Origin of the sequence: Variovorax sp. UMC13 (assembly GCF_014170375.1) — a bacterium.
GTDB lineage: Bacteria > Pseudomonadota > Gammaproteobacteria > Burkholderiales > Burkholderiaceae_C > Variovorax.
Genome location: NZ_LZZW01000029.1, coordinates 16,017 through 29,781, shown reverse-complemented (window position 1 = coordinate 29,781; position 13,765 = coordinate 16,017). Strand labels below are relative to the sequence as shown.

Genomic DNA, 13,765 nt, shown 5'->3' with positions numbered 1-13,765 from the left:
GCCGCGACCATGAACGGCACGACCCCGCATCCGCCGCGCCAGCTGCTGATCCTCGGCGTGGCCCAGGCCGTGGGCTTCGTGCTCGGCGCGCTGCTGGGCCGCGGGCTGGGCCTGCTGTTCGGGCTCGACGCTTTCGGCAGCGCGGGCTACGACGGCCCGGGCATGCTGGGCATCGCGCTGATCGGCGCGGGCGGCGGCGGCGGCGTCCAGCTGGGCCGCACGCTGTACCGCCGCAAGTATGGCGACCCGCGGGCCTGAGCCGGAGCACGCGTCATGGCCTTCGTCGAACCCGTCACCCTGAAGTCGCGCAGCATCGCGCTGGTGCCGCTGGCGCTGGCGCATGAAGACGGCCTGCGCGCCGCCGCGGCCGACGGCGAACTGTGGACGCTGCGCGTGACCTCGGTGCCCGAGCCGCAGCACACCCGCGCCTACATCGAGGCCGCGCTGCAGATGCGCGAGGCCGGCAACCGCTTCGCCTTCGCCGTGACCGACGAGGCCACCGGCACCGTGCTCGGCAGCACCAGCTTCCACGACATGCTGCCGGCCGTGAAACGGGTGGAGATCGGCTACACCTGGTACGCCGCGCGCTGCCAGCGCACGCACGTCAACACCACCTGCAAGCTGCTGATGCTCACCCACGCCTTCGACACGCTGGGCTGCCGCACCGTGGGCTGGCGTACCGACAACTTCAACTTCGCCTCGCAGCGCGCCATCGAGCGGCTGGGCGCGAAGAAGGACGGCGTGATCCGCGGCAACGCGCTGCGGCGCGACGGCACGGTGCGCGACACCGTGATGTACAGCCTCGGCGCGGGCGAATGGCCCGAAACCAAGGCGCAGCTGCTGTACCTGCTCGACAGGCCGCGCACTGCAACGACGAACCCCAAGGAGTGAGCCGCGATGCTGATCGACTTCTTCTACACCCTGCGCGCGGCCAAGCTGCCGGTATCGGTCAAGGAATACCTGACGCTGCTCGAGGCGCTGCAGTCCGACGTGGTCGGGCCCAATTCCGATGATGCCTACGGCATGGACGACTTCTACTACCTGAGCCGCACGGCGCTGGTGAAGGACGAGAAGCACTACGACAAGTTCGACCGCGCCTTCGCCGGCTACTTCAAGGGCGTGGAGATGCTCACGGACTTCACCAAGGAAGTCCCGCTCGACTGGCTGCGCAAGACGCTGGAACGCGAGTTCAGCGCCGAGGAGAAGGCCAAGATCGAGAAGATGGGCTGGGACGAGCTCATGGAGACCCTGAAGAAGCGCTTCGAGGAGCAGAAGGAACGCCACCAGGGCGGCAACAAGTGGATCGGCACCGGCGGCACCTCGCCTTTCGGCCACGGCGGCTACAACCCGCAGGGCATCCGCATCGGCGGCGCCGGCAAGAACAAGAGCGCGGTCAAGGTCTGGGACCAGCGCGCCTACAAGGACTACGACGACACGCAGGAACTGGGCACGCGCAACATCAAGGTCGCGCTGCGCCGGCTGCGCAAGTTCGCGCGCGAGGGCAACGTCGAGGAGCTAGACCTTGACGAGACTATCGCCAAGACCGCGGCCAACGCCGGCTACCTCGACATCAAGATGCGGCCCGAGCGCCACAACAACGTCAAGGTGCTGCTGCTGATGGACGTGGGCGGCACCATGGACGAGCACATCCAGCGCGTCGAGGAGCTGTTCTCGGCCGTCAAGACCGAGTTCAAGCACCTGGAGTTCTACTACTTCCACAACTGCGTCTACGACTTCATGTGGAAGAACAACAAGCGCCGCTTCTCGGAGAAGTTCGCCACCTGGGACATCCTGCGCAAGTACAACAAGGACTACAAGCTGATCTTCGTGGGCGACGCGACCATGAGCCCCTACGAGATCCTGCAGCCCGGCGGCAGCGTGGAATACAACAACGAGGAAGCCGGCGCCGAGTGGCTGCAGCGCCTCACGCACGCCTTCCCCAAGTTCGCCTGGATCAATCCCGAGCCACAGGGCGTCTGGCAGTACCGCCAGAGCATCTCGGTGGTGCAGCAGCTGATGTCCAACCGCATGTATCCGCTGACGCTCAAGGGCCTCGAGGAAGCGATGCGCATGCTGTCCAAGTAGGACACCGCCGTCTCTTCGCGCACCACCCCCGGCGAGCGCCGGGACGGCCATGGCTTGATGTCAGAATGGGGCCGATGGTCAGGGTGGTCCTCTTCAAAACGCCGGCGCGCATGCCGGCGTTGCTTCTTGCAAGCGTCCTTCTTCTTTTGCAAGGATGCAGCTTGCTGCCATCCAAAAAGGACGCCACCGAGGACGGCACGCAGGCCGTCACGGCCGACAGCTCCTCCTCGTCCAGCGAGGACGGCGCCACCCGGCGCGAGGCCTTCACGCTCGAAGTGCACGGCCCCGACGCGGTGCGCGACTACCTGGCGCTGCACCTCGAGATCCAGCGCTACACCCGGCTGCCCGACCTCGGCGCCACCGAGCTGTCGCGCCTGATGGTGGCGGCCGAGGCCAACGCGCGCGAGCTGCTGGCCACGCTGGGCTACTTCACGCCCACGCTCACGCTCGAGCTCAAGGAAACCCCCGGCGAGAAGACGCCGCGCAAGGTCGTGGTGACGGTCGAGCCGGGCGAGGCCACGCGGGTGAAGGCGGTCGACATCCGCTTCAGCGACGCCATCGCCGCCGACCCGAGCGCCGCGGCGCAGCGCGAGGCGATCCAGTCGGCCTGGACGCTGCAGAGCGGCCAGCTGTTCACCCAGCAGGCCTGGGACAACGCCAAGGCCGTCGGCCTGCGCAGCCTCACGTCGAAACGCTACGCCACGGGCAGCATCGCCAACAGCCGCGCGAACATCGACGCCGACCGCGGCGAGGCGCAGCTGGGCATCACCTATGCCTCCGGCCCGGCCTACCGCTTCGGCCCGGTCGACGTGCGCGGCGCCCAGCGCTACGACGCCGACGGCGCGCGCCGCATCGCCCGCGTGCCCACCGGCGCCGACTACGACCAGCAGAAGCTGCTCGACGCCCAGCAGCGGCTGGCCAGCAGCGGCTACTACGACTCGGTCTTCCTCACGCTCGACACCGACGGCACCGACCCGCAGGCCGCGCCCGTGATCGCGCAGGTGCGCGAGGCGCCGCTGCAGAAGGTGGTGCTGGGGGCCGGTTTCACCACCGACGGCGGGCCGCGCCTGTCGATCGACCATGTGCACAACCAGATGCCGCTGCTCGGGTGGCGCGCGGTGTCCAAGCTGTCGGTCGACCGCGAGACCCAGTCGCTGGGCACCGACTGGAACGGCATCCCCGGCGACGACGGCTGGCGCTGGTTCGGCTCCGGCCTGCTCAAGCGCGAGGTCTCGGGCACCTACGACGTCGACAGCGGACGGCTGCGCGCCGGCCGCGGCCGCACCGGCGACCGCATCGACCGCAGCCTGTTCCTCCAGTACGACTACGCGACCAACCGCGGCGACGGCGCCCCGCCTTCGGCCTCGGCCGTCAGCGCCAACTGGACCTGGACCGGCCGCTACTTCGACAGCAACGACGCGCCCTCGCGCGGCCAGGGCCTGGCGCTCGAGCTCGGCCTGGGCCAGACGCTGATCGGCGAACGCGCGCCCTTCGTGCGCAGCTATGCGCGCTGGCTCGGCATCCTGCCGCTGGGCCGCGTGCAGGGCAGCGACGGCACCCAGGCGCGCAACAGCCGGCTGCAGTTCCGCGCCGAGGCCGGCGCCGTGGTCGCCAAGGACAGCGCGCAGATCCCGTCCACATTGATGTTCCTGACCGGCGGCGACACCACGGTGCGCGGCTACAGCTACCGCCAGATCGGCACCGAGCGCGCCGACGGCACCATCGTGGCCGGCCGCTACATGGGCGTGGCCAGCGTCGAATGGCAGCGCCCGATCGTCTGGAACGGCAAGCTCAGCGACTGGGAAAGCGCGGCCTTCGTCGACGCCGGCTCGGTGGCCGACCAGGTCGGCGAGCTCAAGGCCAAGGTCGGCGTGGGCGTGGGCGCGCGCTGGCGCAGCCCGGTCGGCCCGGTGCAGGCCGACGTGGCCTACGGCGTGGATGTGAAGAAGTTCAGGCTGCACCTGCGGCTGGGCTTCACCTTCTAGGCATGGCAACGACACCGGCCACCCCATCGCCCGCGCCGCCGCGCCGCTCGCGCACGCGCCGCGTGCTGCGCGCCGCGGCCTGGAGCTTCGGCGCGCTGGTCGCGCTGCTGGTGCTGGTCGTCGCTGCGGGCTGGTGGTGGCTGGGTTCGGATCAATCGCTGGCCTATGCGATCACCCAGGCCGCGCGCTACATGCCGGCCGGCCAGACGCTGCAGAGCCGCGAGGTCAGCGGCTCGCTGCGCACCGGCGGGCGCATCGGCTTCCTGCAGTGGCAGAGCCCCACGCTGTCGGTCGAGGTGCACGAGGCCACCATCGGCTGGACGCTCAAGCCGCTGTTCCAGCGCAAGGTGCAGCTGGGCGAGGTGCACGCGACCCAGGTGCTGATCGAACGCCGTGGCCCGCCGCCCGAGAAGACCGACGAACCGCTGCAGCCGCTCGAACAGCTGGTGCTGCCGGTCGACGTCGACCTGCCCTTCCGCGTCGGCACCGTGCGCTGGGCCGGCCCGCCCGTGGTGGAAGTCAAGAACCTGGCCGGCCGCTACGGCTACGCCCAGCGCCGGCATGCATTGACCATCGACGGCGTCGACGTCGCCGACGGCCACTACAGCGCCCGCGTCGGCCTGCAGGGCGACGCGCCGATGGCCATCGACGCCACGCTCGAAGGCAAGGTGCGCGCGCCGCTGGCCGAAGACCGCACGATGGAAGTCCAGGCCCAGGCCAGCATCAAGGGCACCTTGGCCGGCAGCGCCGCGCGCCTGGCCATCGCGGCCGAGCTGCAACCCACCGAACAGGACGAGAAGAACCCGATGCAGGCCCAGCTGCGCGCGAACATCGCGCCCTGGCTGACGCAGCCGGTGGTCGATGCCGACGCCGACCTGCGCAACGTGGACCTGGCCCGGCTCTGGCCCACCGCCCCCGCCACGCTGCTGAGCGGCACCGTGCAGGCCGGCCCGGGCGCGGCCGGCAGCGACGTGCAATGGCAGGCCAGCGCCGACATCCGCAACGCCCTGCCCGGTCCCTGGGACGCAGGCCGGCTGCCGCTGGAGCAGCTCGAGGCCCGCACCAGTTTCGACGGCAGCACCTGGACCGTGCCCGCGGCCACCGTGCGCGCCGGCGGCGGCCGCATCGAGGCCGAAGGCGAATGGCGCGCCGCGCCCGCGCCCTGGCAGGTGACGGCCACCGTGCGCGGCGTGCAGCCGGGCGGCCTGCACACGCAGCTGGCCGGCGCGCCCGTGGGCGGCCGCATCGAGGTCGAACAACGCGACGAAGCCCTGCGCTTCGATGTGGCGCTGCAGGCCCAGGGCACGGCCGGCAGCCGCGCCTTGCAGGGCCTGCGGCTCGACCTGATCCGGGCCCAGGGCCAGTGGAAGGACGAAGTGCTGGACCTGCGCACGCTGCGCATCGAGGCCGCCCAGGCCAGCGTGGCCGGCCAGCTGCAGGCCCGCATCGCCGAACGTGCGGGCAGCGGCGACCTGAAGGTGGTGCTGCCCGGCGGCAACGCCCAGGTTGCCGGCCGCATGGGTCCGGCACAGGGCCGCGGCGAGCTCACGGCCCAGGTCGACGATGCGGCCGCGCTGCAGCGCTGGGTCGAGAAGCTGCCCGGCCTGTCCACGGTTTTCGCAGGCGCGAGCGCCCAGGGCAACGCCCGCCTCGATGCACGCTGGAGCGGCGGCTGGGAAGCCGTGCAGCGGCGCCTGCAGAACGCTGCCGCGCCGGCCCCGCGCGGCAGCGTCGAGCCGACCGTGCAAGCCACCTTGGCCGTGCCGCGGCTCGACCTGCGCCTGCCGGCCGCGGCCGTCCCCGCAGGCGCGGTACCGGCACCGCCCGACGCGCCGATCCAGTTGCGCGGCCTGCGCGCCGAACTGGGCGGCAGCCTGGCGCAGGCCACGCTCTCGGTGCAGGGCGAAGCGCTGCGCGGCACCCAGAAACTCACGCTCGACACCCGTGCCAGCGGCGCGCTGGAAGGCCCGGGCCGCTGGCGCGCCGCGCTGGCCAGCCTGCGCCTGCAGGCCCAGGACAGCACCCGCCCCGGCCCCTGGACCGTGGCGCTGAGCGCGCCGCTGAGCGCCAACGTGCGCAGCCTGGCCAGCGGCCTCGAGATCGACACCTCGGCCGGCGGCGCCACGCTGCAGGGCCCGGTGGCCGGCACGGTGCGCCTCGACTGGGAGCCGGTGCGCTTCCGCCAGACCGGCAGCGGCGCGCAGCAAGGCATCCGCGTGCAGACCAAGGGCCGCATGCAGGGCCTGCCGATGGCCTGGGCCGAGGCGCTGGACAACAACAGCTCGCTCGCCAGCCTGGGCCTGAGCGGCGACCTGCTGTTCAACGGCGACTGGGACATCGACGCCGGCGACGCGCTGCGCGCCAGCGTGCGGCTGGCGCGCCAGAGCGGCGACATCCGCGTGCAGGCCGGCGAAGCCGCGCTGGTCACGCGCATCGAGAGCCGCGGCACCGGCACCAAGAGCGAGATCAAGATGGTGTCGGGCAGCACCAACGTCGACAGCCCCAGCACCCCGGCCGGGCTGCGGCAGGCCGAGCTCCGGATCGAAGCGCAGGGTGAAGAGGTGCGCGCCGACCTGGTCTGGGACAGCGAACGCGCCGGCAACATCCGCGCCGATGCGCGCACCCGCGTGGCGCAGCGCGACGGCGGCTGGCAATGGGCCGAGGACGCCCCGCTCAACGGCAGCGTCAAGGCGCGCATGCCGAGCCTGGGCGTGTGGTCGATGCTCGCGCCGCCGGGCTGGCGCATCGCCGGCACGCTCGAGGCCGACGCCGCGCTCTCGGGCAACCGCGCCGCGCCGCGCTGGAACGGCACGCTGGCGGCCGACCAGCTGGCGCTGCGCGCGCCGGTCGAAGGGCTGGACCTGCGCGACGGCCGGCTGCGCGCCACCCTGGGCGGCGACCGCGTCGACATCACCGACTTCACGCTCAAGGGCGGCCGCGGCAACAGCGCGCGCATCGCCGGACAGAGCGGCAACCTCAGCACCACCTCGAGCGAGGCCGCGCGCGACGGCGGCACGCTCACGGGACGCGGCGAGATGCGCTGGGGCCAGGCCTCGGCCGCCGGCGGCTCGGGCATCCGGATGGCCATGCAGGCCCAGCTGCGCAGCCTGCGCGTGCTGGTGCGCACCGACCGCCAGGTCACGCTCTCGGGCGACCTGCAGGCGCGGCTGGACGACGGCCAGTTCACGCTGCGCGGCAAGCTCGAGACCGAGCGCGCCGTTATCATCCTGCCCGACGAGAGCGCGCCCAGCCTGGGCACCGACGTGGTGGTGCGCTCGGCCGCCAAGGACCGCGAGACGGCCGCGGCCGCGCAGCGCGAGGCCGCCCAGAACAGCGCGCAGGCGGCCAGGCCGCAGACCGCCAAGCCCTTCGACGTGGCCGTGAGCTTCGACCTTGGCAAGGACTTCGCGGTGCAGGGTCGCGGCATCACGACCCGGCTCGAAGGCCAGCTGGACATCCGCAGCAGTTCCCTGAGTTCGCCGCCGCGCGTGACGGGCGAGGTGCGCACCGTCAAGGGCCAGTACCGCGCCTACGGCCAGCAGCTCGACGTCGAGACCGGGCTGGCGCGCTTCAACGGCCCGATGGACAACCCGGCGCTCGACATCCTCGCGATCCGGCCCAACATCTCGCAGCGCGCGGGCGTGCAGGTCTCGGGCACGGCCCAGGTGCCGCGCGTCAAGCTCTACTCGGAGCCCGCGCTGTCGGACGCGGAAACCCTGTCCTGGGTGATCCTGGGGCGTGCTTCGGTCGGCAACGGCGGCGAATCGATCCTGATGCAGCAGGCCGCGCTGGCGCTGCTGGGCGGCCTGGGCAAGGGCGGATCGGGCGGCAGCCTGGCCAGCCGGCTGGGCCTGGACGAGATCGGCTTCAAGGGCCCGGGCGCCGGTGGCGAGCTGCGCGAATCCGCGGTCACGGTGGGCAAGCGGCTGTCGAAGGATTTCTACGTCACCTACGAGAGCAGCCTGACCGGCGTGCTGGGCACCCTCTTCATCTTCTACGACCTGACCCAGCGCCTCACGCTGCGCGGCCAGGCCGGCGTGCAAAGCGGCGTGGACCTGATCTACACCCTCAAGTACGACTGAGTCCCTCTGCTACAGTCGCCGGGCTGCCACCGTCCTCGTAGTTCAATGGATAGAACGGGGTCCTCCTAAGACTCAGATACAGGTTCGATTCCTGTCGAGGGCACCAGCCGATCGGCGCATCCGATCGCCAAAAAGAACCCGCTTGTCGAAAGACAAGGCGGGTTTTTTGTCGTCTTGCAAGACCCCGCCGACAGCCAATCCCGGTCGCCGGCCGCACACTCTTTTGTGATCTAGGACACAAACTAGAAACATTTCCGAGTGCAACAAAATGAAATAGTTCCTACTATCCATTGCTTGTTCACTGCTCCCGTTTCGAGCGCGCCGCCGATGAATTCCACCGCCTTTCAGATGCATGCCCCGCGCCGGGGCGGGTGCCAGAGGAATGGGCTGCATCCTTGAAACGGCGGGCGGTGTTCCGCGCTCCGGGCACCTGCCCGGCGCGGAAGACCCACTCCACCCTCTTCCCTCAGCCTCTTGCCATGGCGAGCGGAGGTGCACTGCCCGCCAGGAAAAAAGGTCAGCGAACGGTCCCACCCATGCCGCCATGCCCCACCGAGACAGCCATGCGATGAATGCCTACCCCATGGAATCCACCGAAGAGCGAGCAGCGCCGGATGACGGCCTGCGCCGGTACGGGCCGGCGCGGGCGCCCGGGACTGGCCAGGACGCCGTCGCGGTCCCGCACCCGGCCGACGCATGGGTCGACTCGATGGCCACCCCCTGCCGATGCGTCTTCGTCTTCATCGGCAATGCCCCGCATCTGGCGCAGGCGTTCAGCGAAGGCCTGGCCGAGGCGGTCAGCCAGGAAGTCGGCCACCGGCTGAGGGCGCTCGCCATGGCGACGGTCGGCCCTCGGGTCGTCCAGATTCGCGACGACTGCTTCCTGCTCTGGTCGCACGACGCCGAAGCGGGCGGGCCCTGCGTCGGCTCGCCGCGCGTGAGCGAGGACATCGAGCACCTGCTGTCGGAAATCTCCGCCGAGCCCGTGTGCTTCGACGGCCTGGTCGCCCTGCCCGAGCTGCATGCCGGCTGGATCGAAGTCTCCGACCCGCGGACCCTCGATGCGACCGAGATCGACCTGATCCTGTGGGCGGCGCAGCAGTCGCCGTCCCTCGACGACGTGCGCGCCGAAGATTGGCGCGCCGGCTATCGCGCCGACATGGCGATCGCCGTTCGGGTATGGGAGGCCGCGCGCACCGGGCGGCTGCAGACCCGGTGGCAAGCCGTCGTGGATGCCCATGCCGGCGGCGCCACGCTCTATCGCGAGAGCTGCGTGCATGTGCCTCCGACGCCGGAGCACCACAGCTTCCTGGCGCCCGGCACCTACCTGCCGTGCCTCGAGCGCCTGCGGCTGACGCGCGCCTTCGATCGCTGCGTCGCCCATCAGGTGCTCGACACCCTGCGCCAGCGTCCCGGCGCGAACATGGGCTTGAACCTGTCGGCGCACAGCGCGCGGCTCGACCATTGGTGGGCGCTGTTCCTGGAGCGCCTCTCGCGCGAGCCGCTGCTGGCCAGGCGGCTGGTGGTCGAGGTCGATTGCGCGCGGGCCCCGCTGCAGGACGCCGAGGCGGTGCGGGACTTCTGCCGCTGCCTGGCGGCCTACGGATGCCGGATCGCCATGGACGCCTTCGGCTCCGGCGTGGCCGGCCTGACCTTCGTGCAGGCGTGCAAGCCGGACATCGTCAAGCTGGAGGCGGCCTTCGTGCGCAGAGCCGGCGAGAACCCCTTCGGCTTCGAGAGCCTGAAGGACATGCTGGCGCTTTGCGCGCGCCTCGCCCGGCGAACGGTGGTCGACGGCATCGATCGGGAGGCCGATCTGCACGTGGCGATGCGCGCGGGTGCGCAGTGGCTGCAAGGCTGCTACCTCGGTGGTGCCCAGGCGCCCGCGCGACACCCGGCGCCGGTGCGGCGCGGCGTCGCATCGACAGCGCCCGCCGTGCGCGCCACCGCCAGCGCGTCGATGCGGCGCGAGACGGGCCCGTCCGACCGATCGAGGACCCATTCCTTCTAACCAGGCGTTCGGGACCGGCCCCGCGGGCCGCGCTCGAAAAGAACGAAGTTTTGTCACCGGAACGCGCACTGCTGCAACACGCATGTACCTGCACCCACTGACTTCCGGCCTGCCCCAGTTCGAGCGAGACGATCTGAAGAAGGTCGTGGATGTCCGCTCCTACAAGCGCAACCAGTACCTGCTGGTCAGCGGGCAGCGGTCGCAGAGCATCTTCTGCGTCGCCACCGGCCTGCTGCGGGTGGCGCTGCAGGGCCAGGGGAACCACGAGGAAGTCACCACGGATTTCATCCGGCCGGACGAGTTCTTCATGCCGCCCTCGCTGCGCCATGACGAATTCGAAAGTCCGGCCACGGTCATCGCGGCGCTGCCGACCGTGGTCTATGCCATCCCGCTGCGGCATGTCCGCATGCTGTGCGCCAAGTACCCGGATCTGCTGGTCGGCCTGCTGGAGCACGAGTCGCGGCGCATCGGCATCCTGCGCACGCAGCTGCGCCGCGTCACCACCTCGTCGGTCGAGAAGCTCGTGAGCCGGGTGCTGCACGAACTGACGCAGCTGGCCCCGTCCGAGAACGGCGGTTACGACAAGCGCATCACGCAGGCCCTGATCGCCTCGTACGCCGGCATCTCGCGCGAGATGGTGAACAAGACCATGAAGGACCTGGAGAACCGCGGCCTCGTCACCAAGGACGAGCAGGGCGTCCATGTCCCGCCCAGCTTCGCATCGACCGACTTCGGCAGCGCGCTGCCGGAGGCGCCGGCCCCCGCGAGGAAAAACCCGCCGCCGGTCGAGCCGGGCTTCGAGATCGATTTCCTGAAGAAGCCGCGCAAGGACTGACGATGACCATCGCCCTGCCCCGCCGACGCCGCCCTCCTCCTTTTCCCGTGCCGCAGCCGCGCGCACGCCCCGTTTCTGATTCGTATGAGGTTTGTTGAAGCATGAAGATCCTGAAGGCAGGGTGCGCCTGCCGCCCACCGTCGCTCGAACGCCTGGAACGCAGCCCCTGGATGCGGCTGCTGCCGGGCCTGAGGGCCTACCACTGCACGCACTGTGGCGAGAGCTTCCTGGCCTCCAAGCGCGAGGTCACGGAGATCATGGTCGCCCACCGCCAGCGGGCGTTCACCCACCGGCTCGAGACCCCCGATGCCGCGCGCGCCGAATAGACGGCATCGCCCCCGCATGACGCCACGGCCCGCGCCTGAGATGGACCACCGCGACCGCATCCTGAACATCGTGACCATCGCCGATCACGGTGAGGGCCTGATGAAGCCGAGCGAGGCGGTCAGGGTGATCGCGGACCTCATCGAGCGGCTCGACAGTTCGTGCGAAAGCTACGCGCAGGAGACCGAGGCCCTGCTGCGCATCGGCGCCACCGTGTGGCACCAGGGGCAACGGCCGTGCGAGAGCGGCCATCCGCGGGAGGCCGCCCCGCCCTTGCCCTCGCGCTAGCGCGACAGGCCCGGCGCCCAGGCCGCGGGCTCAGCGATCTCCCTGCGCGGTGCGCAGCGGCGCGATGGGGAGGAAGTCGGCGCTCTCGATCCGCGCGCTCTGCAGCTGTTCGCGTACGACGGCGGCGTCGCTCAGGGCCTGCGCTTCGGAGCCGAAGCGGCGCGTGCTGTGCGCCACCGCCGCGCCGTCGGCGCCGCGCAAGACCCAGGTCCAGTCGCCTTGCGCCGTGCGAACGCCGAGCCAGTGCATGCCGTCTCAACCGGCCTCGTGTTCGAACGCGGGTCGCGCCCGTACCGGCCGCACGTCGCGTCGTCGTCCGGCCATGGCACCGCGGGCTTCCCCGAAGCCGCGCCCCGTCGACAGGGACCGGCCGCCATGCTCGCGTGCGATGAAGGCGCGCAGCGCATCCACCGACGCCGGCCGCCCGAACAGCCAGCCCTGCGCGAACTGGACGCCGCTGGCGACCAGGAAGTCGGCCTGGGCCTGCGTCTCCACGCCTTCCGCCACCATGTCCAGGTCCAGCGACCGGGCCAGTCCGATGATGGCGGTCGCCACTTCCGAGCCCTGGCCGGCCTGGGTTGCGGACTGCACGAAACGGCGATCGATCTTCAGCAGGTCCACCTCGATGCTGGCCAGGGTGCCGAGGTTGGCGTAACCGGTGCCGAAGTCGTCGATGGCCACCCGGAAGCCCAGCGCGCGGATCCGATCGATGATCTGGCTCACGTTCTCCTCGAAGCTGGTCTCGGTGATCTCGATCCAGAAGCTGGCGGCGGGCAGGCCCGTCACCCGCAACAGGCCGGTGAGCAGCTCCACCGCCTCGGTCGAGCGCAGGTCCGTGGCCGAGAAGTTGATGCTCACGTGCAGCGCCGGATGCGCGCGCAGCAGTTCGGCCATGTCCAGCGCGACCAGCTGGACGATGCGGCGCGTCACCAGCGGCATGATGCCGGCGCGCTCGGCCGCGACGATGAAGCGCTGGGGCGGCACCAGCCCGCCGCCATGCCGCCAGCGCACCAGCGCTTCGGCACCGATGCAGCGCCCGGTGCGCAGGTCGACGATCGGCTGGTACTCCATGTAGACGCGGTCGGTGTGGAGCGCGCGGGCCAGCGAGGCGGCGACCGAACTGAGGCTGCGGTACGACACGAACAGCAGCAGCGAGAGCGACAGGCCCAGCACCGCACCCAGCGGCAGCAGCGAGGCCCGGGCGTCGTCGATGCTGGCCTGCACCCGGGCCGCGGGCAGCTCGATGAACGCGACGTACTCCGAATTCGGCGAAGCGCCGAGTCCCAGCAGGCGATGGCCGTCGAAGGCGGCCGACGCGCCGTCGTGCGCCAGGACCTTGAGCGCCGCCAGGTCGAAGCTGCCGCGGCTGAACAGCACCGGGCCGCCATCCCGGACATAGGCGCCCAGGGACGCGTCCTGCAGGGTGGCCAGGATCGTCGTGGCCACGCTGCGGTGCACGAACACGGCCAGGGTGCCGTCGGACACCACGAAGTACTCGGCGCCGTCGACCGCCGGCATCGTCACGCGCCGGTGCACCCGCCGGGTTCCGCGGCGGATCACGTCGTCGGCCGGCCCCAGCCGCATCCCGTCCGCCTCGGGGCCGAAGGTCGAGCACAGGATGCGGTCGCCGTCCGGGTCCAGGCGCGCCATGGCACCGACGTAGCTGTAGCGCGCATGGATGGCCTGCAGGCGCGGGATGTCGGCGCCGTCGCAATGCGCGGCGCTCCCGATGCCTCGGCTGCCGCGCGCCATGGCCTCGTCGATCTGCGCGCCGATGCTCTCGGCGCCGCCGAGCACGCTGGCGGCGAGTTCGGCCGCGCGCCGCTCCGCGCGCTGCAGGCCCTGCTGCGAGGCCAGCCAGGCGGCGCCTCCCATGCAGGCCAGAAAGAGCAGCAGGCAGGCCATGAAGAGCGGCACCGGCGCGGCCTGCCGCAGGCGCGACCACGCCGCCGCGAGCCTGCGCGAGGCGCTGGGCCGGACGGGCCGCCTCCCGTCAGGCATCGGGATCGAGGCCGGCGGCCTGGCGCGGATGGACGAGGGGGTACGGGATCATGGAGAGGCCGCCTTCACGCCTGCAGCGTTGTCGTCCGACAGGGGCGGCATCGGCGAACGGTTCGGCGGCCGGAAGGGTTGTTCGCTCGCAGGCACGGCGGGT

11 protein-coding genes and 1 tRNA gene are annotated in these 13,765 nt (G+C 71.2%); 10 read left to right on the top strand and 2 right to left on the bottom strand.

The window, feature by feature from the left end; all coding sequences use genetic code 11:
• Nucleotides 1-9 precede the first annotated feature (9 nt).
• The 10 genes from A9977_RS22565 to A9977_RS22520 all read left to right on the top strand — a co-directional run bounded on the left by A9977_RS22565 (nucleotide 10) and on the right by A9977_RS22520 (nucleotide 11,610).
• The gene (locus A9977_RS22565; protein WP_183027091.1) at nucleotides 10-258 is read left to right on the top strand and encodes a hypothetical protein; all 249 of its coding nucleotides are present in this window, start codon (nucleotides 10-12) and stop codon (nucleotides 256-258) included.
• A 15-nt stretch (nucleotides 259-273) separates the two neighbouring features.
• Complete coding sequence (locus A9977_RS22560; RefSeq protein ID WP_183027090.1) at nucleotides 274-891, top strand: GNAT family N-acetyltransferase; 618 nt, start codon at nucleotides 274-276, stop codon at nucleotides 889-891.
• 6 nt (nucleotides 892-897) lie between these two features.
• Nucleotides 898-2,085 carry a VWA domain-containing protein gene (locus A9977_RS22555; protein WP_183027089.1) on the top strand — a complete coding sequence of 396 codons (1,188 nt, stop codon included), beginning with the start codon at nucleotides 898-900 and terminating at the stop codon, nucleotides 2,083-2,085.
• 74 nt (nucleotides 2,086-2,159) lie between these two features.
• Complete coding sequence (locus A9977_RS22550) at nucleotides 2,160-4,070, top strand: autotransporter assembly complex family protein (protein WP_183027088.1); 1,911 nt, start codon at nucleotides 2,160-2,162, stop codon at nucleotides 4,068-4,070.
• Nucleotides 4,071-4,072: 2 nt separating this feature from the next.
• Complete coding sequence (locus A9977_RS22545; RefSeq protein WP_183027087.1) at nucleotides 4,073-8,152, top strand: translocation/assembly module TamB domain-containing protein; 4,080 nt, start codon at nucleotides 4,073-4,075, stop codon at nucleotides 8,150-8,152.
• A 31-nt stretch (nucleotides 8,153-8,183) separates the two neighbouring features.
• Nucleotides 8,184-8,258, top strand: a tRNA-Arg gene (locus tag A9977_RS22540).
• 477 nt (nucleotides 8,259-8,735) lie between these two features.
• A complete protein-coding gene (locus A9977_RS22535; protein WP_183027086.1) occupies nucleotides 8,736-10,163 on the top strand; it encodes an EAL domain-containing protein in 1,428 nt (475 codons plus the stop codon).
• 82 nt (nucleotides 10,164-10,245) lie between these two features.
• Nucleotides 10,246-10,998: a Crp/Fnr family transcriptional regulator gene (locus A9977_RS22530; protein ID WP_183027085.1), complete on the top strand. Its 753-nt coding sequence runs from the start codon at nucleotides 10,246-10,248 to the stop codon at nucleotides 10,996-10,998.
• A 101-nt stretch (nucleotides 10,999-11,099) separates the two neighbouring features.
• A complete protein-coding gene (locus A9977_RS22525; protein WP_183027084.1) occupies nucleotides 11,100-11,324 on the top strand; it encodes a hypothetical protein in 225 nt (74 codons plus the stop codon).
• A gap of 40 nt (nucleotides 11,325-11,364) precedes the next feature.
• On the top strand, nucleotides 11,365-11,610 hold the full coding sequence (locus A9977_RS22520) for a hypothetical protein (protein ID WP_183027083.1): 246 nt from the start codon (nucleotides 11,365-11,367) through the stop codon (nucleotides 11,608-11,610).
• 30 nt (nucleotides 11,611-11,640) lie between these two features.
• Here A9977_RS22520 and A9977_RS22515 read toward each other — a convergent pair whose 3' ends face one another.
• Nucleotides 11,641-11,859 carry a hypothetical protein gene (locus A9977_RS22515; protein WP_183027082.1) on the bottom strand — a complete coding sequence of 73 codons (219 nt, stop codon included), beginning with the start codon at nucleotides 11,857-11,859 and terminating at the stop codon, nucleotides 11,641-11,643.
• A 6-nt stretch (nucleotides 11,860-11,865) separates the two neighbouring features.
• The gene (locus tag A9977_RS22510) at nucleotides 11,866-13,611 is read right to left on the bottom strand and encodes an EAL domain-containing protein (RefSeq protein WP_183027081.1); all 1,746 of its coding nucleotides are present in this window, start codon (nucleotides 13,609-13,611) and stop codon (nucleotides 11,866-11,868) included.
• Between the last annotated feature and the right edge of the window lie 154 nt (nucleotides 13,612-13,765).

Bases quoted from the DNA above. Each gene is read 5' to 3' on its own strand.
- A9977_RS22565 (WP_183027091.1), top strand. From the start codon at position 10: ATGAACGGCACGACCCCGCATCCGCCGCGCCAGCTGCTGATCCTCGGC.
- A9977_RS22560 (WP_183027090.1), top strand. From the start codon at position 274: ATGGCCTTCGTCGAACCCGTCACCCTGAAGTCGCGCAGCATCGCGCTG.
- A9977_RS22555 (WP_183027089.1), top strand. From the start codon at position 898: ATGCTGATCGACTTCTTCTACACCCTGCGCGCGGCCAAGCTGCCGGTA.
- A9977_RS22550 (WP_183027088.1), top strand. From the start codon at position 2,160: ATGGTCAGGGTGGTCCTCTTCAAAACGCCGGCGCGCATGCCGGCGTTG.
- A9977_RS22545 (WP_183027087.1), top strand. From the start codon at position 4,073: ATGGCAACGACACCGGCCACCCCATCGCCCGCGCCGCCGCGCCGCTCG.
- A9977_RS22535 (WP_183027086.1), top strand. From the start codon at position 8,736: ATGGAATCCACCGAAGAGCGAGCAGCGCCGGATGACGGCCTGCGCCGG.
- A9977_RS22530 (WP_183027085.1), top strand. From the start codon at position 10,246: ATGTACCTGCACCCACTGACTTCCGGCCTGCCCCAGTTCGAGCGAGAC.
- A9977_RS22525 (WP_183027084.1), top strand. From the start codon at position 11,100: ATGAAGATCCTGAAGGCAGGGTGCGCCTGCCGCCCACCGTCGCTCGAA.
- A9977_RS22520 (WP_183027083.1), top strand. From the start codon at position 11,365: ATGGACCACCGCGACCGCATCCTGAACATCGTGACCATCGCCGATCAC.
- A9977_RS22515 (WP_183027082.1), bottom strand. From the start codon at position 11,859: ATGCACTGGCTCGGCGTTCGCACGGCGCAAGGCGACTGGACCTGGGTC.
- A9977_RS22510 (WP_183027081.1), bottom strand. From the start codon at position 13,611: ATGCCTGACGGGAGGCGGCCCGTCCGGCCCAGCGCCTCGCGCAGGCTC.